Here is a 26662-nt window from a genome sequence, read left to right on the forward strand (position 1 = left end):
CAGGTTTGCAAGTGTGCTAGAATACCGTAAGAAGCCATTACAAATTTTTAGTTGGATTGGAGTTGGATTGCCTGAGCTTATTTCATGAAATCGTAGACAAGCTGCTGCATTGGATTGAGGGACTTGGCTATTTTGGCATTATGATCGGCCTCATGGTTGAAGTTATTCCGAGCGAGATTGTGCTGGGGTACGCCGGCTACTTGGTGTATGAGGGCAAAATTACATATCTGGGCGCATTCCTATTCGGCACGATTGGCGCGGTGGCGCAGCAATGGATTTTGTACGCGATTGGCCGCTTCGCAGGCCGTCCGTTCTTCGAGAAATACGGCAAGTTTATCAAAATCAAACCGAAGCATCTCGACATCGCCGAGCAATGGTTCCTCCGCTATGGAGCAGGCATCGTGTTTACAGCGCGGTTCGTTCCGGTTATGCGTCAAGTTATCTCGATACCAGCAGGCATGGCCAAAATGTCGTTCAGCTTGTTTACGCTGCTGACGACGCTGGCGTCAATTCCGTGGGTGCTGCTCTTCGTATACTTGGGCAAAACAGCAGGCGAGAACTGGGAGAATATCGACGAGAAGGCGGCGCCGTACATTCAGCCTGCGATTTTGATCGCAATTGCACTGCTGATCGTTTACGTACTGTACAAAGTGATAAAACGCAAGGGCAAGACGATCTAACGGGATCTAACGGGGAATCGGCGGTATTTGTGCAGAGGGCAAGCCGTTTGATACAATTGGATATTATAAGCAATCCATCCATTTAGAAAAGAGGGGGATAACGATGGCGAAGAATGTGGCGAATAAATTGGGTAAGGGTATTAGCCCGCAGCAATTCATCGATACGATGACAAAGAATCAAGAAAATTTTCTCGACTGGGGCAACCGTTTCGAGTGGACGAATGCAGATGACCGCGAGTTTTTCGAGTCGATCGCTAACCGCGACGACCTGCGCTGCCTGATTCTGATGGCAGACTGGTGCGGCGATGTTGTCCGCAACATCCCGGTCGTGTTCAAAGCGCTTGAGCTGACTCAGATGCCTGTTGATGTTCTTATTATGGAAGAGCATTTGGATACGATGGACGAGTTTCTAACGATGGGCGGCCGTTCTGTTCCTGTCGTCATTCTCGCTGACACCGGCGGTCACGTGCTTGGCCAGTGGGGACCGCGTCCTGCACATGTACAAGAGGTTATGATCGCGTTCAAACAAGCGAATCCGGACCGCGAAGCAGCGGATTACCAAGAGAATATTACTGTTGCGCGTCAAGAAATGGGTCGTCGTTATGGTGAAGGTACGGCGTATCAGCAAGTAATTATCGAAGAGCTGCGCAAGCTGATCGCTTCGGTCTAATCCTGACATGTTCAAGATAGAATCGTTCACGCTCGGCCCCTTGCAAACGAACTGCTACCTTCTCACCGAGGAAACCGGCCAGCGTGCATTTATAGTGGATCCGGGAATGGGACCGAAGCGTCTCGTTGAGCGGATCAAAGAGCGCGGCTTGACGATTGAGGCGATCGTGCTGACGCATGCGCATTTTGACCATATGGCAGGCGTCGACGAGGTTCGTCGCAATTTCGGCTGTCCCGTCTATTTGCATGATGCGGAAGCGGACTGGCTGACGGATGCCCGCAAGAACGGCTCTGCACGCTGGGAGGATGTAACGCCGCCGCTGACGACGGAGCCAGCTGAATATGCGCTGTCCGAAGGTCAGCAGCTCCAGCTAATCGGCCATACATTCCGCGTTATGCACACGCCGGGACATTCGCCGGGCAGCGTGAGCTTGCTATGCGGAGAGCATCTGCTGAGCGGTGACGTCCTGTTCCGTCAGTCGGTTGGGCGTACCGACCTGCCAGGCGGCAAAGAACGCGATCTGTACGATTCGATTCGTACGAAGCTTTACAAGCTTGACCCTGGCGTTCGTGTCTATCCCGGACATGGTCCGCAGACGACAATCGGTTATGAAATGGCAAACAATCCTTTTGTGCCGGCTTAATAAGCCGGCCTTACTTATTCCATGAGCTGATGGAGGAATCAATCGCGTGTCAGATACAAAGACGAAAGTTCAAGTAGAGGAATTAGAAGCCGGTCCCGGTTCCAAAGCAGAGCTGACTCCAGAGGAGCAAGCAGCTGAGCAGGAACGCATCATAAAACGTGTATCCACGGAACTGAGCCTGCCGCTTGGCAAAGTGAAAGCTGCGGTGTCGCTGCTAGACGAAGGCAATACGATTCCGTTCATTGCCCGTTATCGGAAGGAAATGACAGGGGAACTGGATGAGAATGAGCTGCGGAACATCGAAGAGAAGCTGAATTATATGCGCAATCTCGAAACTCGCAAGCGTGAAGTTATTCGTATTATTGATGAGCAGGGGAAGCTGACAGTAGAGCTGCGCCAAGCGATTATCGCGTCGGTGAAATTGCAGGAAGTCGAAGATTTATATCGGCCTTACCGCCAGAAGCGCAAGACCCGTGCCAGCGTCGCCAAGGAACGCGGGCTGGAGCCGCTTGCGCAGTGGCTGCTCTCGCAGCCGCGTCAAGGCGATCCTGCAATAGAAGCAGCACGTTACATAGATGCCGAGAAGGGCGTAGCCTCGGCGGAAGAAGCGCTGCAAGGCGCGATGGATATTATCGCGGAGCAGCTCGCGGACGATGCGAAGATCCGCGCGTGGGTGCGCCGTTATACGTTCGACCAAGGGCTCGTACGTACGGAGGCGAAGGATGCGGCGCAGGAATCGGTATACGAGATGTACTACTCCTACCAAGAGCCGCTGAAGAAGCTGCCGCCGCACCGTACGCTTGCGATCAACCGCGGCGAGCGGGAGGAAGTACTGCGCGTGTCGCTAGACATCGCATCTGAGAAGATCCACGATTACATGGATCGCTCATTGATCCGTCCGGGGACAGCGCAAGGAATTAAGTCGCTGCTGCTGCAGACGATCGAGGATGCTTATAAAAGACTGCTCGCGCCTTCCATTGACCGCGAGGTGCGCGGTGAGCTGACGGAGAAGGCAGAGGAGCATGCGATCGGCATCTTCTCGGCGAATTTGCGCAACCTGCTGCTGCAGCCGCCGGTTCGCGGCAATGTCGTTCTAGGCGTTGACCCGGCCTTCCGTACAGGCTGTAAGCTGGCAGTCGTCGATGAGACGGGCAAACTGCTCGAAGTAGCTGTATCCTACCCGACGCCGCCGAACAATAAGGTTGCGGAAGCGGAGAAGCTGATCAACGGCCTTATCGATCGCTATAAAGTTGAACTGATCGTCATTGGTAACGGCACAGCTTCTCGCGAGACGGAGCAATTCATCGCCGAGCTGATTAAGGGCCGCAAATCGAGAGGCGCACAAGGCGCTGCTGAGCTGAAATATATTATCGTCAACGAAGCGGGAGCGAGCGTGTATTCGGCTTCCAAGCTTGCAGCCGAGGAGTTTCCGAAGCTCGACGTTGCAGAGCGCAGCGCTGTGTCGATTGCCCGCCGGCTGCAGGACCCGCTTGCCGAGCTCGTGAAGATAGAGCCGAAGGCGATTGGCGTCGGCCAGTACCAGCATGACGTCAGCCAGAAGCGGCTCGAGGAAACGCTTGGGGGCGTCGTTGAGTCCGCCGTTAACCACGTCGGCGTGGACGTGAATACGGCATCTCCGTCACTGCTCTCGTACGTAGCTGGCATCAACGCGACGACGGCGAAGAATATTGTGAAATTCCGCGACGAGAATGGCAAATTCAGCGATCGGAAGATGCTGCAGAAGGTGCCCCGTCTCGGCGCGAAGACGTATGAGCAGTGCATCGGCTTCATCCGGATTCCGGAGAGCAGCAACCCGCTTGACCGGACGCCGATTCACCCGGAATCGTATTCGGTCGTCGACAAGCTCTGCAGCTTGATCGGCCTCAAGCTGACAGCGCTCGGCACGGACGCCTTCCGCTCCGCGCTGGAGTCGATCCAGACCGAGCAGATCGCCGCTCAGCTTGGCGTTGGCGTCCCGACGCTGCGCGACATCACCGATAGCCTGCTGCGCCCGGGCAGAGACCCGCGTGAAGAGCTGCCTGCTCCGATCTTCCATACCGATGTGCTGAGCATCGAGGATTTGACGCCGGGCATGGAGCTGCACGGAACGGTGCGCAACGTAATCGATTTCGGCGCTTTCGTCGATATCGGCATCAAGAACGATGGGCTTGTCCATATCTCGCAGCTAAGCAACAAATTCGTGAAGCATCCGATGGACGTCGTATCCGTTGGCGATACCGTTACCGTATGGGTGCTGAGCGTTGATCTGAAGAAGGGACGCGTCAGCCTAACGATGCGCAAGCCGGAATAGCCTTTCCGAGCATTAAGCATATAAAAAGGGTGTTATCTTCGAGCAGTCACTTGTAAAGCAAAGTCACTGCAAAGAGATAGCACCCTTTTTTCGATTGCATTCTTATAGAGTTGCAGAGTCATCATCAGGACGATTACTTGTACGGTAGAAGTACCAGCAATCGTTCAAGAGACGAATTTGCCTGCGGTCCTTCTTCAGAAAAGCGCGCATAAGTTGGTTGCACAGCCATTGCGGCATAGCTTCGCCCTCCTTCCAGCTATCACTCGTTGTGTTAACTAGCTTATGAGAGCGGGCGAATGTCCGTGCAGGTCCCAATTACAAAAACATGCATTTCTTGCAAAAAGCGACGATTAGTTGTCGAGTTCTTCCTCGTACCATTGCTCTAATTGCGCTTGCAGCGCGCGAATTTCTGTAAGCAGCGAGATAAGCGGGTATGATTTCTCTTCGATGGAGGAGAAGTCTTTCTCCAGCTCGTTCATGTAATCAAGCCCGGAATGAATCGTGATCGACTTGTCGTGCAGCTCTACATCCGCGCATTCTGCGATTGCGTAAGGAAGGACAGGCACATGAGCGGCTGTCAGCTTGTCGATCTCTTTATGAAGGCGCAAATTAAGCGCGCTTAGTTGATAGGCGTGCGAGGCAGGCATCTCAATGAAGGAGACGTCTTGTCCATTCTTCATCACGATATAACGCATTGCTGGCATATGATTATTTCCCCCTATAATCTGCAATTGCTAAATGGTGAGTCAACTATTGTTTCCTCAAACCAATTAGCGTTACCGATGAATTCCTAATACCTCTTGACAGTGTAGCGTATTCGTCCTTTAAAATTCAAGTATTACGCGGTAACTTTAATCAAGGAGAATCATCCAATGCAGGATCATCAGTTGCAGGAATGGGTAGAGCGGGTATCGCTGCAATCCTTCGGCATACCTTTTCGCCACAAAGCTACGTTTAACGGAAGATTGAAATCGACCGGCGGCCGGTATTTTACAAAGTCGCATAATATCGAGATTAGTCCGCATCAGCTTCGTAATTATGGGGAAGAGGAAACGGAGAAAATCATCAAGCATGAGCTATGCCATTATCATTTGCATATATTGAAGCGGGGATACCAGCACCGCGATGCGGATTTCAAGCAGCTGCTCGCCAAGGTAGGCGGAACACGCTATTGCAAGTCGCTTCCTGAAGGGGAGAAACGGAAGACGGAGCCGTATCGATTCAAGCTTGTTTGCCGCAGCTGCGGTATGGAATACTTGCGCAAACGGAAGACGGATCCGAGAAGATACGCGTGCGGAAGATGCCGCGGACAATTATTGCTTTATATGCTTGACTTCAAATCTAAGACGTGATAAATTATTTCTTGTCACTCAAACAAAACGTAACAATATTCCCTGATAGCTCAGTTGGTAGAGCACTCGACTGTTAATCGAGTTGTCACAGGTTCGAGTCCTGTTCGGGGAGCCATTCTCTTGGAGAAGTACCCAAGTGGCTCAAGGGGACCCTCTGCTAAGGGGTTAGACTGCGTAAGTGGTGCGAGGGTTCGAATCCCTCCTTCTCCGCCATTTTTATGAAGTGGCACTTAGCAATTATTTATTCTTCAATCTTGACTAAGCTGCGAGATTGCAAGAGGCAGCAAGGCCCGTTGGTCAAGTGGTTAAGACACCTCCCTTTCACGGAGGTAACAGGGGTTCGAGTCCCCTACGGGTCACCAGTTTAATGACTTGATATGGATACACATATCACTCCGCGGTCGTGGTGGAACGGCAGACACACCATCTTGAGGGGGTGGCGCCCACAAGGCGTGAGGGTTCAAATCCCTCCGACCGCACCATACTTATCAATGACAATCCTTGCAAATGCAAGGGTTTTTTATTTGTGTTTCCAGCTAGTGATCATCTCATCTCATTTACTTCTTAATGAATGAACGGCGGACCGCCGTAGTTTGTGCTTCGTGCACGGCTGCGTCGGTCTGCCGTTTTTGTATTTAGACCATTTCTTTTATTTTTGTTAAAGCGGTTTAATGATTCCATGTACCCAAATGCCGGGAAAATTCGGGCAAATCTCTGTGAGAAATGTCGTGATTTCATCGTTTTTTGCGAAATTTACAATTTCTATGGAACGCGATAAAACCATTTTTACATAACCCGTTTATTGTTGTTTTGGGATCGGACAAGCTTCAATTGCTCGCTCTCCATTGAACCAATAACGCAAACAGAAAGAGAGGCAATGGCAATTTGGCAACCATCGACGATGTCGCGAAGGCATCTGGCGTATCCAAAGGCACGGTTTCAAGTGTGTTCAGCAAGAAGCGGTCAATCAGCAAGGAGGTCACCGAGCGGGTGCTCGCGGCGGCTCGTTCGTTGAATTACAGGCCGAATTACTGGGCGAGAAGCTTGGCTAACCGTTCTACTCGTATTCTAGGCTTGAATATTCGCGGCGAATCATTCAAGTTTGGTCAGTTTCATCTTTCGCTGCTGAATGGTGTCCTGCGTATTTGCTATGAGCATGGCTATAGGCTGCTCGTCAATACGCTGTCTCCCTCTTATCTCAATCAAGTCGAAAATATCGCATCGGATCCGATTGACGGTGAAATTCTTCTCGATCCTATGGAAGGGGATGCCCGCATAGAGGATCGGCTTCGAAGCGGCATACCGATCGTGATCATCGGTCGGCCGCCGGAGCCGTACGAGAAAGCGGGGCTCGTGCCGAAGAAGGAGCTGCTGGTGTGCAAGCCGCAGCAAGAAGCGCCTTCGCATAGCTTCGGTTATCGATCGGCTCTGGAGATGCTGACGGCATCACCGCAGATAACGGCCATTATCGTCGATACCGACATGATGGCGCTCGGCGTCTACAAGGCGGCGGAGCAGCTCGGTTTGAGCATACCAGAGCAGTTATCGGTTATTGCCTTCAGCGACAATTCGGTGCTCTCCCCGGAATTTACGCCGCCGCTGAGCGGTGTCAGGCTGAACGCAGATCGGCTCGGAACTGAAGCAATCCAGCTTCTGCTGGAGCAGATGAACGCCTCTGAGAAAAGCGCCAAGCGAGTGCTGATCCCGGCAGAGCTCGTCATTCGCGGATCCTGCGCCGTACCGATGATTATGCATAAATAAAGCAAGTTGTTCTCATGAGCCTTATTGTTTTAGTTAACTGATTCTTTGCCAAATTCATGTTCATTTCAGGAGGGTATTCATTCATGAAAAAAGTTCTGCTAACCATGTCTACAATTGCCGTTGCAGGAACAATGATTTTGACGGGCTGCGGCTCGGAGACCAAAGGCAATGATGCGGCGAATACGCCGACTAATACGCAATCGAACAATGCTGCAGCGAATACAAGCACAGGCAGCTCTTCGAACGAGACAGCGAACGCACCGGCAGGGGATATGAAGCTGCGTATCCTCGATGCAAATGTCGGCGGCAAGACGCCGGAAGAGAATACGCAATTCGAAGCGGAGATCAAGCGTCTGACAGGCATAGAAGCAACGCTTGAGAAGCCAGCGAGCGATTATGACCAGAAGGTGCTGACAGCGCTCAGCTCCGGCGAGAAATACGACCTGATTGAGCTCAGTGATCTGGGCACGCTGGCTACGTTCGTGGATCAAGGCGTGTTGACGGATCTGACTGATTTCGTGACGAAATCATCCGTACTTTCCGATCCGACAGTCATCCCGACGAAGGAATGGGATCAGTTGAAGGACAAGGACGGCAAGATCGTAGCGGTGTTCAGCAAATTCCAGGGCGGAACAATGCCGATTGTGCGCAAGGACTGGCTAGACAAGCTCAATCTTAAGGAGCCGAAGACGCTCGACGACTATTACAACGTGCTGAAGGCGTTCAAGGAGAAGGATCCGGACGGCAACGGCAAGAATGACACGTACGGCCTTAGCACCTCGGATCTTTATGACATCCAGGGCTTCATGAGCTCGGCAGGCCTTAAATACCGCTACGTCATGAAGGATGGCAAACGCACGATTCCATACGCGACTGAAGCGGCTGTTCCGATGTACGAGTGGTTCGCGAAGCTGGTGAAGGAAGGAATCATGGATCCGAACTTTGTCACGAACGATACAGGAAAAATGCGCAATTTGTTCCTTACTGACCGCGTCGGCATGGTGACCTATTGGGATGCATGGGTAGGCATGTTCAATAACATGCGCACACAAGAGGATCCGAATACGAAATTCCAAGCGGAAGCATTGAATGGCATTGCAGGTGCGGACGGCAAGGTGCTCCTTCGCCGCGGAGATCCAGACTTCTGGATCATTCCAGCTAATGCCGAGCATCCGGACGCCGCGAAGAAATTCCTCGAGTTCTGGCATACAGAGCCGGGCATCACGCTTGGCAGCCTTGGTATCGAGAAGGTGGATTACTCGAAATCCGGCGACACATACATGCTGACGGATATGGGTAAGGAGCACAACAGCGACCATGGCGTGCCATTCTGGTACAACGAGAATGTGAAGGCGCCATTCGGCAAACTGCCAGGCGTTCAGGCTGCGCAGGACATCGTCAAGCAGAATGCAACGCTCGAGCTTTCGCTGCCAGGCTGGGAAGATGCAGAGAAAATTGTCAAGAACTATGCGCTTAAAGCGATGTCTGGTCAAATGGACGCCGCTGAAGCTGTCAAGAAGATGCATGACGAGCTGATGAGCAAAAATTTGATCGACGAATAGAACAGGCTGGGGAATCGGATAAGCAGGGGAGCTTACTTCCCCTGCTTGCCCTTTTTTTACCGAGAAGCAGCGATTTCTAACATAGAAGGACGTGTTAACAGGCATGAAAGTGTTGAAACGTTATGGCGCGCTCTACGTTATGATGGCGCCGGTCATTGCGTATTTTCTAGTTTTCGCTTACTACCCGCTCGTGAAAGGATTGCAGACCAGCTTTCAGAATTACAGGCTGATGGGCGACCGCCCTTATGTCGGCTTTACGAATTACAGCGATGTGCTGCATGATTCGACGTTCTGGGATGCCATGGTCAACACGCTCGTAATCGGCGGAGGCATTCTCTTGTTCAGCTTTGCCGCACCGCTCGTGATCGCCTTATCGCTGAATGAAGTGCTGAGGACATGGTATAAGAAGATCGCGCAGATGATTCTGTACGTGCCGCATCTGCTCTCCTGGGTAGTCGTCGGCGGCATCTGGATTTTCTTATTATCGCCGGACAGCGGGCTTGTAAATATGGTGCTTGTCCATGTCTTCCATCGGACACCGTTTAATTTCTTGGCGGACGCCTCCTGGGCGCGATGGATTATGATTTTGCTCGCGACGTGGAAGGAGATGGGCTACACCTGCATTCTGTTCCTTGCCGGTATTGTATCGATCAATCCTTCGTTGTACGAAGCGGCGCGCATGGACGGGGCGACGCGCTGGCAGCAGCTGATTCGCGTTACCTTGCCGCAGCTCGGCAACACGATGAAAGTCGTCTTTCTGCTCAATACGCTCGGAATTTTACGGATATTCGACGAAGTATTCGTGCTGCGCAACCCGACGATTGCCACTAAGGTGGACGTGCTCATGATGTACACGTTTCAGAAAGGCATTCTCGACATTAAGCTTGGGCCGGCATCGGCGGCCAGTTTCTTCGTACTGCTATTAACTCTTGCGCTGACGCTCGTTGTACGGCGAGTGACGCGATTTGACGAGGTGTAACGATATGTCCGATCGATTCGAACGGCTCGGCTGGAAGAATAAAACGTTCGACACGCTGAACGCCTTGTTCTTGCTCGCGCTTATGCTGACTATGTTGATCCCATTTATTAATGTGCTTGCGCTTTCCTTCTCATCCGGCGTCGCTTCCATGCAGCCCGACATCGTGCTGTGGCCGAAAGCATTCAGTGCCGAGGGATATTCCATCGTATGGAAAAGCCTCGATATTTGGCGGCCGCTCATGAACAGCGTTATTGTGACCGTGATCGGCACGGCGCTTCATGTTATGCTTTCGAGTCTTGCAGGTTACGTGTTTATCTATCCCCGACTGCCGGGGAGAAAAATTATGCTGACGTTTGTATTAATCACGATGATGGTGCCGCAGGAGGCGATCATGATTCCGCTCTATGTGGTCAATAAAGATCTGCATCTCATCAACACGCTGACAGCGCTCGTGCTGTCCGGTCTGGTGTCCGGCTTCTCGATATTGCTCATGCGCAGCTTCTTCTTGAACGTGCCTTATGAAATGGCGGAATCGGCCAAAATTGACGGTGCAGGTGAATTTCGCATTTTTCTGACGATGTATATGCGGCTTGCTGCCGCGGGCTTGGCGACCGTTGTCCTGTTCGAATTCGTCGGACGATGGAATATGTTCACGGCGCCGGTCATGTTTATCAACGACACCATGAAATATACGCTTCAAGTTGCGCTGAAAGCGATGATTATCGATACGAACAGCAATTCCGGTACGTACATGATTACGACGAATGTGCGCATGGCAGGCATCATTATTAGTATCATTCCGCTGATGGCGGTTTACCCGTTTGTCCAGAAGTATTTTATGAAAGGCATCCTGCTTGGAGCAAGCAAAGAATAGTAGGAGGGGAAACAATATGGAAACGGAAACTCACGAAGAAGGTTGCAAGCACAGACTGGTGCTGCGGCGCTGGATCGGCAAGGAAGAAGAGCGTACGTATCTGGAGGTTCCCTTCTTAATCGATGGCGAAGTGGAGCGCATTGATATTTCGTACCGATATGAGAGAGGAGGCGAGGAAGCGGCTGTTGTTGACATCGGCCTGCGATCGCCTGATCGGATCGTCGGCTGGAGCGGAGGTGCCCGCGATACTTTCTTCCTCGGGAAGGAGAAGGCGACTCCAGGTTATCTGTGCGGATCAATTGTGAATGGCGAATGGTCGGTACTGCTCGGAGCATACAAAATCCCTTCGAGTGGATTAGAGGTTGTCGTTGAAGTGGAGCTATCGCTAAGAAGAGGACGCTGGATGAAAGGCGACCTTCATATGCACAGCGTGCACAGCGACGGAAGTTACACGATCGAACAGGCTAAGCAATCATGCAGGGAGCGCGGTCTTGAATTTATGGCGCTGACCGATCATAACACGATTTCGCAGAACCAGGCGGCGCTTGCGCCTGACGAGCAGCTGCTCATTATTCCGGGCGTTGAGCTGACAAGCTATTACGGTCACGCGAACGTTTTCGGTGCACCGGAGACGCTGCGCGATTTCCGTATTGTATCGGCTGATCAGGCCGCTGAGGTGCTTGCGGATACACGCGAGCGTGGCGGCTTTGTGTCCTTGAACCATCCGTTCTGTCCGGCTTGTCCGTGGGAGCTCGGTTTCGGCGAGCAGTACGACGCCATTGAAGTGTGGAATGGTCCGTGGCGCGCGTTGAATGAACAAGCCGTTGCTTGGTGGCAGGGGCAGTTGGAGCACGGCCGTCGCATCGTCGCGCTGGGCGGAAGCGATACACACCGCATCGACCGCTTTGTCAAACACGGCCGTCCGACCGCTTCCGTATGGACGGAATCTGACTCGGTATCCGGACTCTTGGAAGGTATTCGCCTCGGCCGTGTCGTCTTGTCATTCGATCCTGATGAGACATGCATGAATATGACGTCAGGCAAGTATGGCATCGGCGACTTCATTCCGTCTGATGAGCTTGAAGCAGTCTCAGGAGTACCTCTGACGATAGACATTTACGGCGCAAGAGGCGATCGAGTCGCTTTATGGTCGGATCGCGGCATCGAAGCGGTCTGGGATATCGGCATCGGCATAACGGAGTCTGGCGAACAGCGGGAATGGGAGCGTTTCGCGGGCGAAGATGGCGAATGGACAATCCAGCGGGAAATCGCCGCTCTCCTCGCCATCGAAGCCGAGGAGCAAAGCGCATGCGGAGGGCAAGAGGTTGCGGCTAGTGCGATTGCGGGTAACGCGGTTCCAGTTCCGGTTCCGCTGCCTGTGGATGCGGAGAACGGGCATGTCCGTATTTCGTTCCAAGGATCGGCCGATCGGTTGTTTTACCGGCTGGAGGCACGCCGGTATGTGGATGGGGTGAATGTTTCCGTCATGACCTGCTTGACGAACCCGATTTATCTCGGCGGAGCGAATAACTAGTATGGGAAGCATTATGGCCGCGCATATCGCGCGGCTTTCCTTGTACTTCGCATGATTGATCCGTATTTAATTTTAATTATAAAAAGTGCTTGCATTTTGTTTCTGGGCGGGATATAATAATTTTCGTTGCTTCAAACAAGCTGTCGAAATAAGTCGAAGTTAGGCCCGTTGGTCAAGTGGTTAAGACACCTCCCTTTCACGGAGGTAACAGGGGTTCGAGTCCCCTACGGGTCACCATTTACCTCATTATTATGAGCCATTAGCTCAGTTGGTAGAGCACCTGACTTTTAATCAGGGTGTCGTAGGTTCGAGTCCTACATGGCTCACTTTCATCTTCTTGATATGGACAATCACATATCACTTCGCGGTCGTGGTGGAACGGCAGACACACCATCTTGAGGGGGTGGCGCCTTATGGGCGTGAGGGTTCAAATCCCTCCGACCGCATTCCTGAAGTCAAGAACCTGAAATTCCTTAGTAAAGGGATTTCGGGTTTTTTATTATGTTCAGAAGTTTCGGATGCTGGTAAAGGCGTCAATCTGCCTCGTGGCGCAGCTACTGAAAGCGTAGTAATATTTTGTAGCAAGTTGACACGGTATGTGATATATATAATACATAAGCCTTAGGTACTATCTGGAAGAGCTTCCATATGTTAATCGGGGGATTGTCGAAATGCCAGAGGATTCGAAGAAGGATGGTCGAATGCTGGTGCTGGATGATGTTGCAACTACGATACTCAACAATGCGCTGATTGACTTCTATTTGGAGAAACGTAATTTTCACGCGATTCAATGTTTGCAGGAGCAAACGAAGCAGCAGTCGGGATGCTGCAAGGAAGTGATGGAATGGGCGCTGGACGATCAGTATGGCGACTATTACATTCCGGAGCAGGCGATGCGGGATATTAAATCGCAGATCAATGCGCTAGCGGCAACGCCTGGGGCGGTCTATATCGCCGATCCGCTTTACTTCATGGACTTGATGCGCGAACGATTCGTGAAGGCTTATCTAGAGGTCGAAGGGAACCGGTATCATTTTGTCCCGTATCATTAGTAAGCAATAGAAGTGAGTGAAAATCCTCTCTAGTGCAGAGAGGATTTTTTATGTCAAATATGGGCAAACAACATCCATACGTCCTGATCCAGAAAGGAATTATCGACTCGCGATGCTTAGAAATGTCATTAGAAAGCTATCCCCGGGCAGAATCATTATTCTTGCTTATGTGCTTGGGATTATCGTCTTTACGCTGCTGCTTAAGCTGCCCATCAGTTTGAAGCCGGGCGTGAAGCTTCCGCTAATTGATGCGCTGTTCACCGCCGCTAGCGCCGTAAGCGTCACGGGGCTGACGACGATTGGGACAAGCGATACGTTCAGCGTATTCGGAATCTTCATGCTGATGGCCGCCTTCCAATTCGGCGGCGTTGGCATTATGACGCTAGGCAGCTTCTATTGGTTAATGATGGGGCAGAACATCGGCTTGCTCGAGCGAAAGCTGATCATGATCGACCAGAACCGGAACCAGCTTGCCGGGCTTGTAAGTCTGATGAAGGTGGTCCTTGTGCTGACACTAACGATTGAGCTTATGGGCACGTTGCTATTCGGCTTCTATTTCTACGCGATCGGATATACGGATTCGCTGCCGTATGCGCTGTTCAATGGGATGTTCCACACGGTGTCTGCGTTCACGAATGCGGGCTTCGATCTATTCGGCGACTCGCTGCTGCGCTATTCGAAGGATTATTTTGTCCAAAGTTTCACGATGCTGTTAATTATTCTTGGTGCGATTGGGTTTCCGGTCATGGCGGAACTGTGGGAATTCGTACGCAGCCGCCGGATGAAGAACAAGCGGTTCCGGTTCTCGCTTTTTACGAAGGTAACGCTGTCTGCGCACGGCATTCTGCTGCTCCTTGGCGCAATCATCATATGGCTAACTGAAGCGGGGCATTCGTTCGCTCATATGTCATTCCATCGGCAGTTGATGAGTTCTCTCTTCACATCCGTCACATCCCGCAGCGCAGGACTGACCATCGTCGATGTATCGTCGCTCCATCATGCTTCGCTGCTGCTTATCTCGGGTCTGATGTTCCTCGGCGCGAGCCCTTCCAGCATGGGCGGTGGGATTCGGACAACGACGATCGCTATTATCGCGCTGGTCATCATTGCTTTTGCCAGGGGCGAGCGGGTGCCGCGGGCGTATAACCGTTCCATCAGCATGGAGGATGTGATCAAGAGCTTCGTGTTCTTCTCGCTTGCCGTGCTGCTCGTGCTCATCGGTATTTTTGCCGTGTTCCTATCGGAGGCGCATCAGTTTGATTTGACGGCGGTTCTGTTCGAGGTGACGTCGGCTTTCGGCACATGCGGACTGTCGACCGGCATTACCGGCTCGCTCCATCTGGGCAGCAAAATCACGCTGATCATCCTGATGTTCATCGGCCGCATCGGCATGTTTCTGTTCATCTCGCTGTTCAGCACTGGCAAGAGGAAGCCGGATATCCGCTATCCGGAGGAGAAGCTCATCATTGGCTGAAACGCTTGTCGAATGTAGTTTGTAAGGGCGAAGGAACTCGCTTATAATACGCTAAGAGTATGTGTTGTCACTATCATGAAGGGATGGACTTGGCGTGAAATCATTGTATCATGTACTTGGCGCGAAGCAGTTTGACCGGGAGGAGCTTGAGCAGCTGTTCAGTTCGGCGAAGGCGATGGAGGTTGTTGCAGGCGAGGGCGGAACGCAGCGCTTCCCGAACAAAATTATGAGCACGCTGTTCTTCGAAGCGAGCACCCGTACGCGGTTCTCATTCGAATCGGCGATGCACCGGCTCGGCGGGCGTGTAATCGGCACCGAGAATGCAAGCCAATTCTCGTCTGCCATTAAAGGCGAGACGCTTGAAGACATGATCCGGATTATTTCCGGTTATAGCGATCTGATCGTTATGCGGCATACGGATATCGGCGCAGCGAAACGGGCGGCAGCGGTATCAACAGTGCCTGTCATTAACGCAGGGGACGGCTCCGGAGAGCATCCGACGCAAGCGCTGCTCGATCTGTACACGATCGAGAAGGAGTTCGGCGGCATCGACGGTGCGCACATCGCGATGATCGGTGACCTGACCTACGGCCGGACGGTACACTCGTTAAGCTATCTGCTTGCGAACTACCGAAATGTACATATATCCTTCATCTCGCCGGACAATGTACGGATACCGACATATGTGAAGCAGTACTTGGATGAGAAAAGCGTCTCATACGAGGAGACGACGGATCTTGCGGGTATTGCGAAGACGGCTGACGTGTTCTACCAGACGCGGATTCAGAAGGAGCGCTTCCCATCGCCAGAGGAGTATGCGAAGGCAGAGGGCAAATATATTATTGACCGTAATCTGCTGGATGCGATGAAGGACAAGGCGATGATTCTTCATCCGCTGCCGCGTGCCGGCGAAATTCACCCTGATGTGGACCAGGATCCGCGGGCGGCGTATTTCCGTCAAGCCGTGAATGGGCTGTATATTCGGATGGCGCTGATTGAGAAGTGCTTCACGTAGAAGTGGATATGAAAAAGCCTCAGGCTTCCAACCGGCATTAGCTGGTTGTTAGAGCCTGAGGCTTTTTTTTTCTTATTGCTTCGTCAGTACAATCGGGCCGTCTTCCGTAATCGCAATCGTATGCTCATACTGAGCGGAGAGCCCGCCGTCGATCGTGCGCGCGGTCCAGCCGTCGCTGTCGATCTTGCTCTGCCATGCGCCGGTGTTCAGCATTGGCTCGATGGTCATAACCATGCCGGCCTTCAGACGAATGCCGCGGCCAGCTGGGCCGTAGTGCGGCACTTGCGGCTCTTCGTGCATGTCGCGACCGATGCCGTGGCCGATGAATTCGCGGACGACCGAGAAGCCTTGCGCTTCCGCATACTTCTGAATCGCGTTCGACACATCGCCCATCCGGTTGCCGACGACGGCTTGCTCGATGCCTTTATACATCGATTCCTCGGTCACCTTCAGCAGCTTGCTCGCTTGCTCGGAGACGTTGCCGACCGGATAGGACCATGCGGAGTCAGCCAGCCAGCCGTTCAAATTGACGACCATATCGATCGTAACAATGTCGCCATCCTTCAGCGGCGTCGCCGACGGGAAGCCGTGGCAGATCACGTCGTTGACGGAAGCGCATGTTGCGTACGCGTAGCCTTTGTAGCCTTTCTGCTCAGGCGTCGCGCCATGCTTGGCGAGAAACTTCTCGACGAATTGGTCAATTTCATTCGTTGTAATGCCCGGTTTGATCATGCCCGCGATTTCGCGGTGGCAAGCGGCTAGAATCTCGCCTGCTTTGCGCATATTTTCGATTTCTTCTTTAGTTTTGATAATAATCATACTACACCTCTTTAATGGTCCATTATAGAGAAAAAAAAGGGCTACGTAAAGAAACGAGCACGGTTAGGATATAGAAGTCTTGTCTCACTTTTGCCATAATAAAGCTATGCCGCTAGAGCTTTGGGAAAGGGGAGCTTGCATGAAAGGATTTGGCATTTACAAGTCAAAGAAGTACTTGCAGCGCGTACTCATCTCTATTATGTTATCGATGGTTATCGTTCTCATCGCGCTTACCCTCGTCAACACCTACGTGCTGGAGCAATCGGTCCGGCGCAATCAGGAGCAGTCCAACCTGAAGGTGCTGTCGCAAATTCAATATAATCTCTCTTACATGAACGAAATCATCAGCCATTTATCCAACTATGTGAACAAGGACAATCAGATCGCTGCCATGCTGTTTGACCAGAAGCTGCCGAAAATGGACTGGATTCGCGGCTACAATCGACTGTCGAGCTACATGGACAGTTCATCCTTCCTGCATTCCATCGCTGTATACAACCACACGCAAAATGAAATTTACGCCACATCGACTGCATTTCTACTCGACGACGGGAAAACAAAAGCAAAAATCCGCAATTGGCTATTCGATCCGAACGAGCCCCACTCCACATCACGATTAATTCCTGTCAGTCTGGAACGAGATGACGGGCAGATCGACGTCTTTGCTTACCTCGTCACGAATTCTTTGAAACCGTTCTCAAGGTCGGAATCCGCCATCATTCTCTACATCAAGTCCGACTGGGTGTTCAACAGCTTGAAGAAGATGGATGCGGTCAGCAGCAAGGAGGGCGGAGAGATCTATATTGCCGATCAAAACGGCCAGCTCTATTCCTCGGATCTGAATCAAGCGTCTGCGAACGCGGCGGAGAAGGAGCAGATCAAGCAGCTTGTCGCCGAAGATAAAACCGCGAGTAACAAGACATCCGGCTTCACCGTCGGACAGATCGATGGCCAGAAGAAGCTCGTGTCCTATATGGATGACGGCGTCCGCAACTGGACAATCATCTACGTCCAGTCGTATGACAAGATGATGAAGGATGTCAGAGCGACGCGTATGAAGTCGATCGTCATCGCAGTCGTCTTCTTGCTGATCGCCATCGGCATCTCGATCTGGCTGTCTTACAAGCTCTATACGCCCATCGAGCGGATGCTGCGGCGCATTCGGCTTCAGCAGCCTGATAAGCAAGGCGGGGGCGGGGTCCAAGCGGCATATGAGGGCGATGAATTCCATCTCATGAGCGATAACTATATGCGTCTGAGCCATAAGCTGCAGGAGATTAGCTCGGAGCAGATCGTGAACAAGTATTATTTGCGCAAGTTTCTGACGGATAGCAGCTTATTTACGCATCATGATATGTTGGAGCTTATTCAGAAGCATGGGCTGCATATATCCGTGTCGGATGAAATTGTCGTGTGCGTGCTGAGGATCGATAATTACGCGTCATTCGACCGCAATACGACCGGCACGGCGAAGAAGATGTACAGCTTCGCGATCGTCAATATTGCTCAGGAGATTATGTCGCGAGCCTATCCTTGCGAGGTGGTAGAGGTGCGCGGCGATCATGTCGTTCTGATCGTCTCGAGAGGCGCCGAAGATGAGCATGTCATCTTCGAGCAGGTCGTGCCGCTTATTAGCGAAATTCAGCAGACGATTGAGCACTACTACAGCGTGTCGCTCTCCTGTGGCGTCAGCGATCCGTTCCTGCAGTTCCCGTATATCTCGACGGCATATAATCAGGCATTGCAGCTCTGTATGTACAAAATCATCGTCGGCAACAAAGCGATCATCACCTCGGATCAAGTGCAGCCGAACTTGACGAACAAGCAGACGGCTATTCCCGATCTGATCGAGCGGAGGCTGACCGAGGCGCTGAAGAAGGGCCAGATGTCCGAGGCGGGCAGCGAGCTGGAGAAGGCGTTCAGCGTCCTAGCCAATTTTCAGTATGACGATATGCTTCGTGCGGTGTCCAACCTCGCTTGGGCGATGAAGAATGCGGCAGCCGAAATTGCGAACAATCGCGTCATTAAGCTCGATGTCGATCTGGAATATGCGACCCATATGACGCAGGAGAAAGAGTCGCTCGAAGAGATGTATATTACGCTGCTCTCGCTATGCGCGAAGATCTGTGAAGGGCAGCGGCCAGCCAGCATGGAACGCAACGATATGATTCTGGAGACGATCAAAGAGCTCATTGAACAGAAGTATGCAGACATTAATTTGAGCCAGCAGTCGATCGCTTCAACGGTCAAGCTCACCTCCGCATATATTGGCAAGCTGTTCAAGGACAGCACAGGCGTCTCGATTACGGAATATATGAACGATGTGCGCCTCCGGCATGCGCAAGAGCTGCTCGAGAATGACGATTATACCGTCATCGAGGTGATGGAGAAGTGCGGCTACGGGAATCCGAGCTACTTCTTCCGCTTGTTCAAAGGGAAGTTCGGAAGCACGCCGAAGGAATATCGGATGAAGAAATCCATCTCATAACGGGGCACTTAAAGGTTTAAGGGGCCGCCGATTCTCACATTATCCAGTGGGGACGGCGGTTTTTTTGCATTTATATACACTAATTCGAACATTTTACATGCGATTGCTGCAGCTTTTCGAAAATCGTATTGTAGCCGGGTTTGGCGAGGCCGTGGCAAGATGTGAATCAGAAGGAGGCGGTCATCTGTTATGAAATTAGGGTCTCGGACCGGGAGATGGTTTAAGAGGGAATGGATCTATTTTCGCAAAAATCGAGAACTGCTCGTGCTGGCGCTCCCGGGAATTCTGTACAAGCTCGTTATCAGCTACTTCCCGATGGTCGGCTTAATTCTCGCATTCAAGTTTTTCAGGTACGACCAAGGCATCTTCGGAAGCCGCTGGGTGGGGTTCGACAATTTCACGTTTCTATTTAAATCTCAGGATGCGCTGCGCATCATACGCAACACACTGCTCTACAACTTCGCTTACATCACATTGGGCACCGTTGTAGCGCTTGTCTTCGCCCTGCTTCTTAATGAATTGTCGGGCCGCATGGTGAAGATCTACCAGACGACGATGTTTCTGCCGTATTTCATCTCGCTCGTGCTCGTGGGGTATATCACGTACGCCTTCCTTGAGCATAAGAGCGGTTATCTGAACAATGTTCTTCAAAACTTCGGCTTCGAGCCGCATAAATGGTATTTCGAGACGAAGCCTTGGATCTTCATCTTGCCATTAGTTTCGATATGGAAAGGCGTCGGCTTCTCAACACTGGTCTACTACGCCGGCATCCTTGGCATTAACAGCGAGTATTACGAAGCTGCAAAGCTGGACGGAGCGTCCCGGCCGCAGATGATGATGCGAATCACGCTGCCGCTGCTCAAGCCGCTCGTCATTATCCTGTTTATCCTGGGACTTGGCGGTATCTTCAGAGGCGACTTCGGTCTCCATTATTTTGTGCCGAACAATGTAGGGATGAACTTTGCGACGACAGACATTATCGACACCTATGTCTACCGTGCACTGACGAAGCTTGGCGACATCAACTCCGCCGCAGCTGTCGGATTCCTGCAATCCGTAGTCGGCCTCGTGACGATCGTCTCGGCGAACTATCTGGTGCGCAGAGTCGATAAGGAAAGCTCTCTATTCTAGGAGGAATGCAAGCTATGCCGCTGACTAAGCTGGATCGAAGCGCCAACTACTTCATTAACGCCTTCTTCATCATCGTATGCGCGCTCATCACATTGCCTTTCTTGCTCGTCATTGCCGTATCGATTACGTCGGAGGACAGCCTCGTTCAATATGGATACCGGTTCATTCCCCATTCGATAAGCTTCGAGGCGTTCCGGATCATATTCATAGAACCGAGCATTATGCTTAAAGGCTATGGCGTTACCATTCTAATTACGGTGATCGGAACGGTTATTGCCATGTTCCTGACCGCGCTGACCGCGTACCCGATTTCACGGCGGGACTTCCGCTACCAGCGTCCGATCACGTTCTATGTGTTCTTCACGATGCTGTTCAACGGCGGTCTGGTCCCGTTCTATATCATGATGACCCAGTATTTTCACCTCAAGAACACGCTCGCCGCGCTCATCATTCCGCTCTTGCTCAGCCCTTACAATATCCTCATCATGAAAGGCTTTCTTGACAAAATCTCGATGGAAATCATCGAATCCGCCAAGATGGATGGAGCAACCGAGAAACGAATTTTCCTGCAAATGATTTTGCCGCTGTCGACGCCTGCGCTGGCCACGCTCGGACTGTTCATCTCCTTCGCTTATTGGAATGACTGGTTCACGGCGCTGCTGTTCATCGACAATGACAAATATGTGCCGCTGCAGCTGCTGCTCGTACGCATCCTCTCGCAAATCGAGTTTCTGGCGAATTCGCCTCTAGCCGAAGCGGCAGATAAGCTGCAGTACGCGAACTTCCCGACGCTGTCCGTCCGGATGGCGATGGCGATTCTGGCCGGGGGGCCGATGCTGATCATCTTCCCGTTCTTCCAGAAATATTTTGTCCGGGGCATTACGGTTGGTTCGCTGAAGGGCTAATGACGTCAGGCTGGATTATTAAAGGAGGTGATGTGCGAGCCGCGATTGTTTGTACTTGATTAAATAAAAGGTATGGGGTTAACTAAAATGAGAGGTGTGTCGTCCATGAAATTGAAAGTATCCGGGGCTATCTACAAACTATGTCTTGTCCTGTTATGTTTCGGCATCATCGCAGCCTGCTCCAGCAACAACAACAGTGGCACAAACAACGCCAATAAGGCCGACAATACAGCAGACACGACGTCGAATACGACGAACGCAGCTGCAGATACGACCAATAATGCGGCTACAGACACAACGACAGAGCCTGCCAAGGAAGAGCTTCCTGAAGTGAAGCTGACGTTCTACTATCCAAGCAACCCGCCAGGTCCGGATCAGCAGGCCGTGAACGATGAAGTCAACAAGTATCTGAAAGAGAAAATCAACGCAACCGTAGATTTGAAACCGCTCTCCTTCGATGAATACGATCCGAAAATGAACACGATCATGGCTTCCGGCGAAGAGTTCGATATCGCATGGGCGTCGAGATCCTGGCTCCTCAGCTATCAAGCGAATATCGATAAAGGCGCATTCCTTGAGCTGACGGACGATATGATCAACAAGTATGCCAAAGAAGCTCGTGCCAATGTGCCGGATAAGTTCTGGCCGGACATGAAAGCGAACGACGGCAAAGTATACGGCTTCCCTGTGTATCAAGTTGCAGCGAAGACGAAGAGCTTGGTTATCCAGAAGCGTTTTGCCGATAAATACAACCTCGACATCAGCTCCATCCATACGTACAAGGACATCGAGCCGTTCTTGAAACAAATCCATGACAATGAGCCAGGCGTCGTTCCGTTCGGTCTCGGCCAAAACTCATGGGGATTCTTTACAGATCCGAGCTGGGTGGGTACAGACGGTCTCGCTGTTTCCTACAAGAAAGACGATCCGAACTATACAATTCTGACGGCTGAACAGCAAATCAACGAGAAGAAAGACTACTACAATACGCTGCACAAATGGTACGAAGCGGGCTACATCAACGAAGATGCTCCGATCTTGAAAAACTTCGGCGATCTGAAGAAGAAGGGCAATGTGGCGGTCGGCATCGAGTTCACGACGAAGCCAGGCGGCGAGCTTGACGAAATGAACAACAACGGCGGCAAAGAAGTTGTATACGCACCAATCTCCGACACGTATTTCACAGGTATCTCCAGCGCCATGCAGATCATCAGCAAAACATCGAAAAATCCGGAGCGCGCGCTGATGTTCATGAACCTGCTGAGCACAGATAAATATCTGTACAACCTGATCTGCTACGGTATCGAAGGCAAGCACTATACGAAGAAGGACGAGAACTACATCGAGCCGATCAAAGATTCCGGCTATGCACCGAACGTGGACTGGGTATTCGGCGACCAGTTTAACGCTTACCTGAAAGCACCGCAAACGGCAGACGTATGGCAGAAGACGATTGATCTGAACAACAATGCGATGGTAGCCGCTTCGTACGGCTTCTCGATCAACCAAGATCCGATCAAGTCGGAGCTTGCGAACACGGCTGCGGTCAACAACGAGTATGGTCCTGCACTGGAGACAGGTGCGGTTGATCCGGCTGAGATTATGCCGAAATACATCGAGAAGCTGAAGGCTGCAGGCCAAGACAAGATCGACCAAGAGATTCAGAAGCAATGGGATGAGTGGCTGAAGAAGCAAGGCCTGAAATAAGCTTGTGATAAGTTAGGGATAGGCTTATGATGCGAAGGAGGCACAGGTTGCGGAAAGCGCGCCTGTGTCTCTTTTTTCATTCGGGGAGGGAATGAAGGGATGGAGCTTTATGTGTCGTGTGTAAGTGGCAACGACGGGGATCACGGTGCTGCTGCCTCGAATGCGGTGCGTACGATAGGCCGAGCGCAGGAGCTGGTGCGCGCGAAGCTTGCTGAGGGATATGCGGAGAGCATCACGGTGTGGATTGGCGGCGGCGTATATGAGCTGAGTGCGCCGCTGAGGTTTGATGGGCGCGATGGGTTCGCAGAAGCGGTCGAACGTTCTGTCACTTATCGCAGCGTACCTGGGGAAGAGGTTTGCATTGCTGGCGGTAAGATGGTGGACGGTGCGTCGTGGGAGCCGTATCATGGTGGGAATTACCGGGTTCGGTTGGAAGGAAGCGGAGCGGATACAGGAGTGGCGGCGGTTCAAACGCTCTATGAGAATGGCGTTCGCGCGGTGAAAGCCCGCTGGCCGAAAGTGGGATACAATGCGGCTGCCGGAAAGGCGGAACGCGATGACAGGCGCGGCTTCAAGTTCGGGGAAGGCGACCTGCCTGATTTTGCGCTTGATGCCGGTGCTCAGATCCATATTTGGCCCGGCGAGGGTGAGTGGATCTGGTTCACGGAGACGAAGACGATCGGGGAAATCGATAGGGACGCGAAGGAAATCTCATTCGCTGAGCCTGCCCCGTGGGGAATCGACCGCGGCTCCCGCTACCGGATTCAAGGAGCGCTGCAACTGCTGACCGAGCCAGGCGAATTCTACTGTGATGAAGCAGAGGGCATGCTCTATTATTATCCGAGGCAGCTGCCGATTGCCGAGCAGTCGATTGTCGTGCCGACGGTCCGGCGGGTGATCGAGCTATGCGGGGAATCGGTGGAACGTCCGGTAAGCGGCATCCGGCTGGAAGGGCTGACCATCGCGTATTCGGACTGCGCGCAGCAGTATCGCATGCCCTCCGAGAACTGTGAGCAGAAGGAGAGTCGCGACGGGCTGATCTACATGGAGAATGCAGTAGGGAATGCGGTTCGCGGCTGCCGAATCCAGCAAAGCGGCTTCAGCGGAGTCGTGCTGAATGGATACTGCCAGCATAATACGATCGCGGATAACCTGATTGAGCATCTGGGCTATAACGGCGTGTATGTGCTGGGCTTCGCTCCGGGTGAAGGTGATTTTGCAAGTGCGGCTGAGGCGGATGTGAGCAAGTTTAATCTTATTACGAATAATCTCATTCGTTACGGCGGTGAGCTGATCGGTCACGGTAGCGGGCTTCAGCTCTATCAGAGCGGCTCGAACGAAGTTTCCAATAATGAAATTCACGGGATGCCGCGCTATGGTATTTCGCTGAAAGGGCTCCGTTATGGCGCAATGGAAGAGTCCTATTATGGGACGAAGGTGACTTTGGACAATCACTATGATTTTACTCATACGCGGAACAACGTCATTACACGCAATAACGTGTGGGATGTGATGAAGGACAGCCAGGATGGCGGCATGATCGAGTCGTGGGGGCCGGGCGTCGGCAATCAAATTACGTATAACCGGTTCCATCACAGCGGCATTTATTTCTCCTTCGGCTTCTGTATCTATTTGGACGATGCCTCTGATCATTACGTGGTATCGCATAACGTGGTTCACGACTTGTTCAGCGCGGGGAGCGGGACGCTGTGGTTCGTTATATTCTCCAAAGGAATCGGCAATCGCATCGAGAACAATTTGCTCGTTCGCAATGGAGCGAATGCGGCGTTCGGCACGCAGGAGATGGCTGGCGAAGCGAACCGCGATATTACGTTTGTCCGCAATATCGCTTACGAGTCGGGGGAGCAGCTGTACCACTTCGTTAACTTTGATGACCGGAGGCTGCAGGAGGCGGACTATAATCTGTTCTGCAACGGCGAGAGCTTGCCGACTGTGACGGGCATCTATAATGACGATAAGCGTGGCCATCGTCCGATCCCGTGGGAGGAATGGCGTGCGCAATTGGATGGGCGCTATGATTCCCATACTCTGCAAGCGGATCCGCTGCTCTCGTTCGAGAAAGACAGCGACGGCGCGCTCCAGATCGAGCTGCGGCCGGAATCGCCGGCTTTCGGGCTAGGCTGGGAGCCGATCGATATGAGCCGTATCGGGCTGACGGCGTCGTTTCCTTGGGCGAGAGAGTAGCTGGAGTGAGTGAGTGTGTGAAAATCCTAGAAATCCTCGAACTCGGGTTCGAGGATTTTTTGTGGCGGTTGGGGATTTCGGCACCTGGGAGGTTAGGCAGAGAGGCTGGTGTGATGGACTATGCCGATGTAACAGTAAAAGAGTACTCCAGGTATCTACATTGGCGGAAAATCGGTGGAATGAGCAAAAGAGAGTATCCCAGGTATCTACATTGGAGGAAAACCGGTGGAATGAGCAAAAGAGAGTACCCCAGGTATCTACACTGGTCGAGTAATAGTGAAAAGGCGGGTAAAGGGGAAGAAGTTGGTTTGGTGGACTACATTGGTGGGCAAGCGGGGGGATGAGGGGAGGAAGCTGGTTTGGTGGACTAGTTAGTAAGAAAGAAAGGTACGTGGTACCCCTCTTCAGCAGAAAATTGGCAAAAAAGCCAGAAGAGAGGTACGTACTACCTCTCTTCAGCAGAAAATTGGCAAAAAAGCCAGAAGAGAGGTACGTACTACCTCTCTTCTTCAGAAACTCGGCGAAAACGTCAAAAGAGGGGCACTACGTACCCCTCTTACTTGAAGTTTCCGATGAGCTGGCCTGAACTGCTGAGCTAGCTTCGTGGAGGTTTCTTCTGCTCCCGAAGCTTCTTCATAATTTTGCGTCCGGTCGGCGTCGTTGCGAGGCCGCCACCGGCCGTTTCTCGATGGATCTCCGGCATCGCGGAGCCGACCTCGAGCATCACTTGTATCACTTCGTCCGATGGGATGACGCTGCGGACCCCTGCGAGTGCCATATCCGCGGCAGCCAGCGCGGACACTGCGCCGAAGCCATTGCGCACGATGCACGGAATCTCGACGAGTCCGCCGACCGGATCGCAGATGAGGCCGAGCGTGTTCTTGAGCGCGAGTCCTACCGCGTGAATCGCCTGGACGGGCGTACCGCCGCGCAGCTCGACGAGCGCGCCTGCCGCCATGCCGATGGCGGAGCCGACTTCGGCTTGGCAGCCGCCTTCCGCGCCGGAGACGAAGGAATTGTTCGCGATGACGAAGCCAATCGCCCCGGCTGCGAACAAGCCGTAGACGAGGTGTTCGTCATCCCAGCCGAATCGCTCCTGACTGCTGACGAACACGCCAGGGATGATGCCGCAGGAACCGGCAGTCGGCGTCGCGATGATGCGGCCCATCGAGGCGTTCACCTCGGAGACGGCAAGCGCATACGCCATCGCGTTGCTCGCGTGTTCGCCGAGGCATGCCTCCTGCTGCTGCCGGTGGGCGACGACGCGCTGCGCATCAAGGCCGGTCAACCCGCTCCGCGACGTCGTATTCTCATGCAGCCCGCGCTGCACGGCCTCTTTCATAACGTCGTAATAAGCGGCCATTTTGCTGAATTCGTCCTGCTGCGATCTGCCGGATTCTGCGCTTTGCTCCTCAAGCATCAGCTTGCCGATGGACAAGCCGCGTTCCGCACAAAGCACGCCGAGCTCGGCCAGCGTTCGAAATTTCATCGCATCCGCCT

At 52.5% G+C, this 26662-nt stretch carries 24 protein-coding genes and 7 tRNA genes; 27 read left to right on the forward strand and 4 right to left on the reverse strand.

The window, feature by feature from the left end:
* The first annotated feature begins 71 nt into the window (after nucleotides 1-71).
* The 4 genes from uptA (at nucleotide 72) to A8990_RS04025 (ending at nucleotide 4304) form a co-directional block, all read left to right on the forward strand.
* On the forward strand, nucleotides 72-680 hold the full coding sequence (gene uptA, locus A8990_RS04010; protein ID WP_116187838.1) for an undecaprenyl phosphate transporter UptA: 609 nt from the start codon (nucleotides 72-74) through the stop codon (nucleotides 678-680).
* A 103-nt stretch (nucleotides 681-783) separates the two neighbouring features.
* Nucleotides 784-1350 carry a thioredoxin family protein gene (locus tag A8990_RS04015; RefSeq protein ID WP_116187738.1) on the forward strand — a complete coding sequence of 189 codons (567 nt, stop codon included), beginning with the start codon at nucleotides 784-786 and terminating at the stop codon, nucleotides 1348-1350.
* Between the two features lie 7 nt (nucleotides 1351-1357).
* Nucleotides 1358-1993, forward strand: a complete 636-nt coding sequence (locus A8990_RS04020) for an MBL fold metallo-hydrolase (protein ID WP_116187739.1) — start codon at nucleotides 1358-1360, stop codon at nucleotides 1991-1993.
* A 112-nt stretch (nucleotides 1994-2105) separates the two neighbouring features.
* A complete protein-coding gene (locus A8990_RS04025) occupies nucleotides 2106-4304 on the forward strand; it encodes a Tex family protein (RefSeq protein WP_281272478.1) in 2199 nt (732 codons plus the stop codon).
* A gap of 102 nt (nucleotides 4305-4406) precedes the next feature.
* On the opposite strand, the gene cmpA is transcribed toward A8990_RS04025, so the two are convergent.
* Complete coding sequence (gene cmpA, locus A8990_RS04030; RefSeq protein WP_116187741.1) at nucleotides 4407-4541, reverse strand: cortex morphogenetic protein CmpA; 135 nt, start codon at nucleotides 4539-4541, stop codon at nucleotides 4407-4409.
* 113 nt (nucleotides 4542-4654) lie between these two features.
* Nucleotides 4655-5008: a hydrolase/acyltransferase gene (locus A8990_RS04035; RefSeq protein ID WP_116187742.1), complete on the reverse strand. Its 354-nt coding sequence runs from the start codon at nucleotides 5006-5008 to the stop codon at nucleotides 4655-4657.
* Nucleotides 5009-5176: 168 nt separating this feature from the next.
* On the opposite strand from A8990_RS04035, the gene A8990_RS04040 reads away from it, so the two are divergent.
* The 16 genes from A8990_RS04040 to pyrB all read left to right on the forward strand — a co-directional run bounded on the left by A8990_RS04040 (nucleotide 5177) and on the right by pyrB (nucleotide 15907).
* Nucleotides 5177-5656 carry a SprT family protein gene (locus A8990_RS04040; RefSeq protein WP_116187743.1) on the forward strand — a complete coding sequence of 160 codons (480 nt, stop codon included), beginning with the start codon at nucleotides 5177-5179 and terminating at the stop codon, nucleotides 5654-5656.
* A 39-nt stretch (nucleotides 5657-5695) separates the two neighbouring features.
* Nucleotides 5696-5771 (forward strand) — tRNA-Asn (locus A8990_RS04045).
* A 7-nt stretch (nucleotides 5772-5778) separates the two neighbouring features.
* Nucleotides 5779-5869: transfer RNA gene (locus tag A8990_RS04050), tRNA-Ser, on the forward strand.
* A gap of 74 nt (nucleotides 5870-5943) precedes the next feature.
* A tRNA-Glu gene (locus A8990_RS04055) sits at nucleotides 5944-6018 on the forward strand.
* Nucleotides 6019-6053: 35 nt separating this feature from the next.
* Nucleotides 6054-6138 (forward strand) — tRNA-Leu (locus A8990_RS04060).
* Between the two features lie 403 nt (nucleotides 6139-6541).
* On the forward strand, nucleotides 6542-7417 hold the full coding sequence (locus A8990_RS04065; RefSeq protein WP_116187744.1) for a LacI family DNA-binding transcriptional regulator: 876 nt from the start codon (nucleotides 6542-6544) through the stop codon (nucleotides 7415-7417).
* Nucleotides 7418-7500: 83 nt separating this feature from the next.
* Nucleotides 7501-8979 carry an extracellular solute-binding protein gene (locus A8990_RS04070; RefSeq protein ID WP_116187745.1) on the forward strand — a complete coding sequence of 493 codons (1479 nt, stop codon included), beginning with the start codon at nucleotides 7501-7503 and terminating at the stop codon, nucleotides 8977-8979.
* A gap of 103 nt (nucleotides 8980-9082) precedes the next feature.
* Nucleotides 9083-9958 carry a carbohydrate ABC transporter permease gene (locus tag A8990_RS04075; RefSeq protein ID WP_116187746.1) on the forward strand — a complete coding sequence of 292 codons (876 nt, stop codon included), beginning with the start codon at nucleotides 9083-9085 and terminating at the stop codon, nucleotides 9956-9958.
* A 4-nt stretch (nucleotides 9959-9962) separates the two neighbouring features.
* Entirely contained in the window at nucleotides 9963-10832 is an 870-nt protein-coding gene (locus A8990_RS04080) for a carbohydrate ABC transporter permease (RefSeq protein ID WP_116187747.1), read from the forward strand.
* Between the two features lie 16 nt (nucleotides 10833-10848).
* A complete protein-coding gene (locus tag A8990_RS04085) occupies nucleotides 10849-12366 on the forward strand; it encodes a CehA/McbA family metallohydrolase (RefSeq protein WP_116187748.1) in 1518 nt (505 codons plus the stop codon).
* Nucleotides 12367-12528: 162 nt separating this feature from the next.
* Nucleotides 12529-12603 (forward strand) — tRNA-Glu (locus A8990_RS04090).
* Nucleotides 12604-12619: 16 nt separating this feature from the next.
* Nucleotides 12620-12692, forward strand: a tRNA-Lys gene (locus A8990_RS04095).
* A 38-nt stretch (nucleotides 12693-12730) separates the two neighbouring features.
* Nucleotides 12731-12812: transfer RNA gene (locus A8990_RS04100), tRNA-Leu, on the forward strand.
* A 225-nt stretch (nucleotides 12813-13037) separates the two neighbouring features.
* On the forward strand, nucleotides 13038-13418 hold the full coding sequence (locus tag A8990_RS04105; RefSeq protein WP_116187749.1) for a hypothetical protein: 381 nt from the start codon (nucleotides 13038-13040) through the stop codon (nucleotides 13416-13418).
* Nucleotides 13419-13530: 112 nt separating this feature from the next.
* Nucleotides 13531-14892 carry a TrkH family potassium uptake protein gene (locus tag A8990_RS04110; RefSeq protein WP_116187750.1) on the forward strand — a complete coding sequence of 454 codons (1362 nt, stop codon included), beginning with the start codon at nucleotides 13531-13533 and terminating at the stop codon, nucleotides 14890-14892.
* 94 nt (nucleotides 14893-14986) lie between these two features.
* Complete coding sequence (gene pyrB, locus A8990_RS04115; protein WP_116187751.1) at nucleotides 14987-15907, forward strand: aspartate carbamoyltransferase; 921 nt, start codon at nucleotides 14987-14989, stop codon at nucleotides 15905-15907.
* 72 nt (nucleotides 15908-15979) lie between these two features.
* On the opposite strand, the gene map is transcribed toward pyrB, so the two are convergent.
* A complete protein-coding gene (gene map, locus A8990_RS04120) occupies nucleotides 15980-16726 on the reverse strand; it encodes a type I methionyl aminopeptidase (protein WP_116187752.1) in 747 nt (248 codons plus the stop codon).
* A 139-nt stretch (nucleotides 16727-16865) separates the two neighbouring features.
* Between map and A8990_RS04125 the strand changes: the two genes are divergently transcribed.
* From A8990_RS04125 to A8990_RS04155, 7 genes are all read left to right on the forward strand, one after another.
* A complete protein-coding gene (locus A8990_RS04125) occupies nucleotides 16866-19214 on the forward strand; it encodes an AraC family transcriptional regulator (RefSeq protein ID WP_181909385.1) in 2349 nt (782 codons plus the stop codon).
* Nucleotides 19215-19403: 189 nt separating this feature from the next.
* Nucleotides 19404-20345: an ABC transporter permease gene (locus A8990_RS04130; RefSeq protein ID WP_116187754.1), complete on the forward strand. Its 942-nt coding sequence runs from the start codon at nucleotides 19404-19406 to the stop codon at nucleotides 20343-20345.
* 14 nt (nucleotides 20346-20359) lie between these two features.
* Nucleotides 20360-21250, forward strand: a complete 891-nt coding sequence (locus A8990_RS04135; RefSeq protein ID WP_116187755.1) for a carbohydrate ABC transporter permease — start codon at nucleotides 20360-20362, stop codon at nucleotides 21248-21250.
* Between the two features lie 105 nt (nucleotides 21251-21355).
* On the forward strand, nucleotides 21356-22957 hold the full coding sequence (locus tag A8990_RS04140; RefSeq protein ID WP_181909386.1) for an ABC transporter substrate-binding protein: 1602 nt from the start codon (nucleotides 21356-21358) through the stop codon (nucleotides 22955-22957).
* 99 nt (nucleotides 22958-23056) lie between these two features.
* The gene (locus tag A8990_RS04145; RefSeq protein ID WP_116187757.1) at nucleotides 23057-25162 is read left to right on the forward strand and encodes a right-handed parallel beta-helix repeat-containing protein; all 2106 of its coding nucleotides are present in this window, start codon (nucleotides 23057-23059) and stop codon (nucleotides 25160-25162) included.
* A gap of 17 nt (nucleotides 25163-25179) precedes the next feature.
* Nucleotides 25180-25506 carry a hypothetical protein gene (locus A8990_RS04150; RefSeq protein WP_116187758.1) on the forward strand — a complete coding sequence of 109 codons (327 nt, stop codon included), beginning with the start codon at nucleotides 25180-25182 and terminating at the stop codon, nucleotides 25504-25506.
* Nucleotides 25503-25748, forward strand: a complete 246-nt coding sequence (locus tag A8990_RS04155) for a hypothetical protein (RefSeq protein ID WP_116187759.1) — start codon at nucleotides 25503-25505, stop codon at nucleotides 25746-25748. Before A8990_RS04150 ends, A8990_RS04155 begins: the two co-directional genes overlap by 4 nt.
* Nucleotides 25749-25757: 9 nt before the next feature.
* Here A8990_RS04155 and sdaAA read toward each other — a convergent pair whose 3' ends face one another.
* Entirely contained in the window at nucleotides 25758-26651 is an 894-nt protein-coding gene (gene sdaAA / locus A8990_RS04160) for an L-serine ammonia-lyase, iron-sulfur-dependent, subunit alpha (RefSeq protein ID WP_116187760.1), read from the reverse strand.
* Nucleotides 26652-26662 lie beyond the last annotated feature (11 nt).

Source organism: Paenibacillus taihuensis, assembly GCF_003386535.1.
Taxonomy (GTDB): domain Bacteria; phylum Bacillota; class Bacilli; order Paenibacillales; family Paenibacillaceae; genus Paenibacillus_Z; species Paenibacillus_Z taihuensis.

What these genes read in the sequence shown, in the direction of transcription:
- A8990_RS04110 (WP_116187750.1), top strand. Translation starts at nt 13,531, where the DNA reads ATGCTTAGAAATGTCATTAGAAAGCTATCCCCGGGCAGAATCATTATT.
- map (WP_116187752.1), bottom strand. Translation starts at nt 16,726, where the DNA reads ATGATTATTATCAAAACTAAAGAAGAAATCGAAAATATGCGCAAAGCA.
- sdaAA (WP_116187760.1), bottom strand. Translation starts at nt 26,651, where the DNA reads ATGAAATTTCGAACGCTGGCCGAGCTCGGCGTGCTTTGTGCGGAACGC.
- A8990_RS04075 (WP_116187746.1), top strand. Translation starts at nt 9,083, where the DNA reads ATGAAAGTGTTGAAACGTTATGGCGCGCTCTACGTTATGATGGCGCCG.
- A8990_RS04070 (WP_116187745.1), top strand. Translation starts at nt 7,501, where the DNA reads ATGAAAAAAGTTCTGCTAACCATGTCTACAATTGCCGTTGCAGGAACA.
- A8990_RS04015 (WP_116187738.1), top strand. Translation starts at nt 784, where the DNA reads ATGGCGAAGAATGTGGCGAATAAATTGGGTAAGGGTATTAGCCCGCAG.
- A8990_RS04080 (WP_116187747.1), top strand. Translation starts at nt 9,963, where the DNA reads ATGTCCGATCGATTCGAACGGCTCGGCTGGAAGAATAAAACGTTCGAC.
- A8990_RS04125 (WP_181909385.1), top strand. Translation starts at nt 16,866, where the DNA reads ATGAAAGGATTTGGCATTTACAAGTCAAAGAAGTACTTGCAGCGCGTA.
- A8990_RS04145 (WP_116187757.1), top strand. Translation starts at nt 23,057, where the DNA reads ATGGAGCTTTATGTGTCGTGTGTAAGTGGCAACGACGGGGATCACGGT.
- A8990_RS04155 (WP_116187759.1), top strand. Translation starts at nt 25,503, where the DNA reads ATGAGGGGAGGAAGCTGGTTTGGTGGACTAGTTAGTAAGAAAGAAAGG.
- A8990_RS04020 (WP_116187739.1), top strand. Translation starts at nt 1,358, where the DNA reads ATGTTCAAGATAGAATCGTTCACGCTCGGCCCCTTGCAAACGAACTGC.
- cmpA (WP_116187741.1), bottom strand. Translation starts at nt 4,541, where the DNA reads ATGCCGCAATGGCTGTGCAACCAACTTATGCGCGCTTTTCTGAAGAAG.
- A8990_RS04140 (WP_181909386.1), top strand. Translation starts at nt 21,356, where the DNA reads ATGAAATTGAAAGTATCCGGGGCTATCTACAAACTATGTCTTGTCCTG.
- A8990_RS04085 (WP_116187748.1), top strand. Translation starts at nt 10,849, where the DNA reads ATGGAAACGGAAACTCACGAAGAAGGTTGCAAGCACAGACTGGTGCTG.
- A8990_RS04040 (WP_116187743.1), top strand. Translation starts at nt 5,177, where the DNA reads ATGCAGGATCATCAGTTGCAGGAATGGGTAGAGCGGGTATCGCTGCAA.
- A8990_RS04130 (WP_116187754.1), top strand. Translation starts at nt 19,404, where the DNA reads ATGAAATTAGGGTCTCGGACCGGGAGATGGTTTAAGAGGGAATGGATC.
- A8990_RS04135 (WP_116187755.1), top strand. Translation starts at nt 20,360, where the DNA reads ATGCCGCTGACTAAGCTGGATCGAAGCGCCAACTACTTCATTAACGCC.
- A8990_RS04105 (WP_116187749.1), top strand. Translation starts at nt 13,038, where the DNA reads ATGCCAGAGGATTCGAAGAAGGATGGTCGAATGCTGGTGCTGGATGAT.
- A8990_RS04035 (WP_116187742.1), bottom strand. Translation starts at nt 5,008, where the DNA reads ATGCCAGCAATGCGTTATATCGTGATGAAGAATGGACAAGACGTCTCC.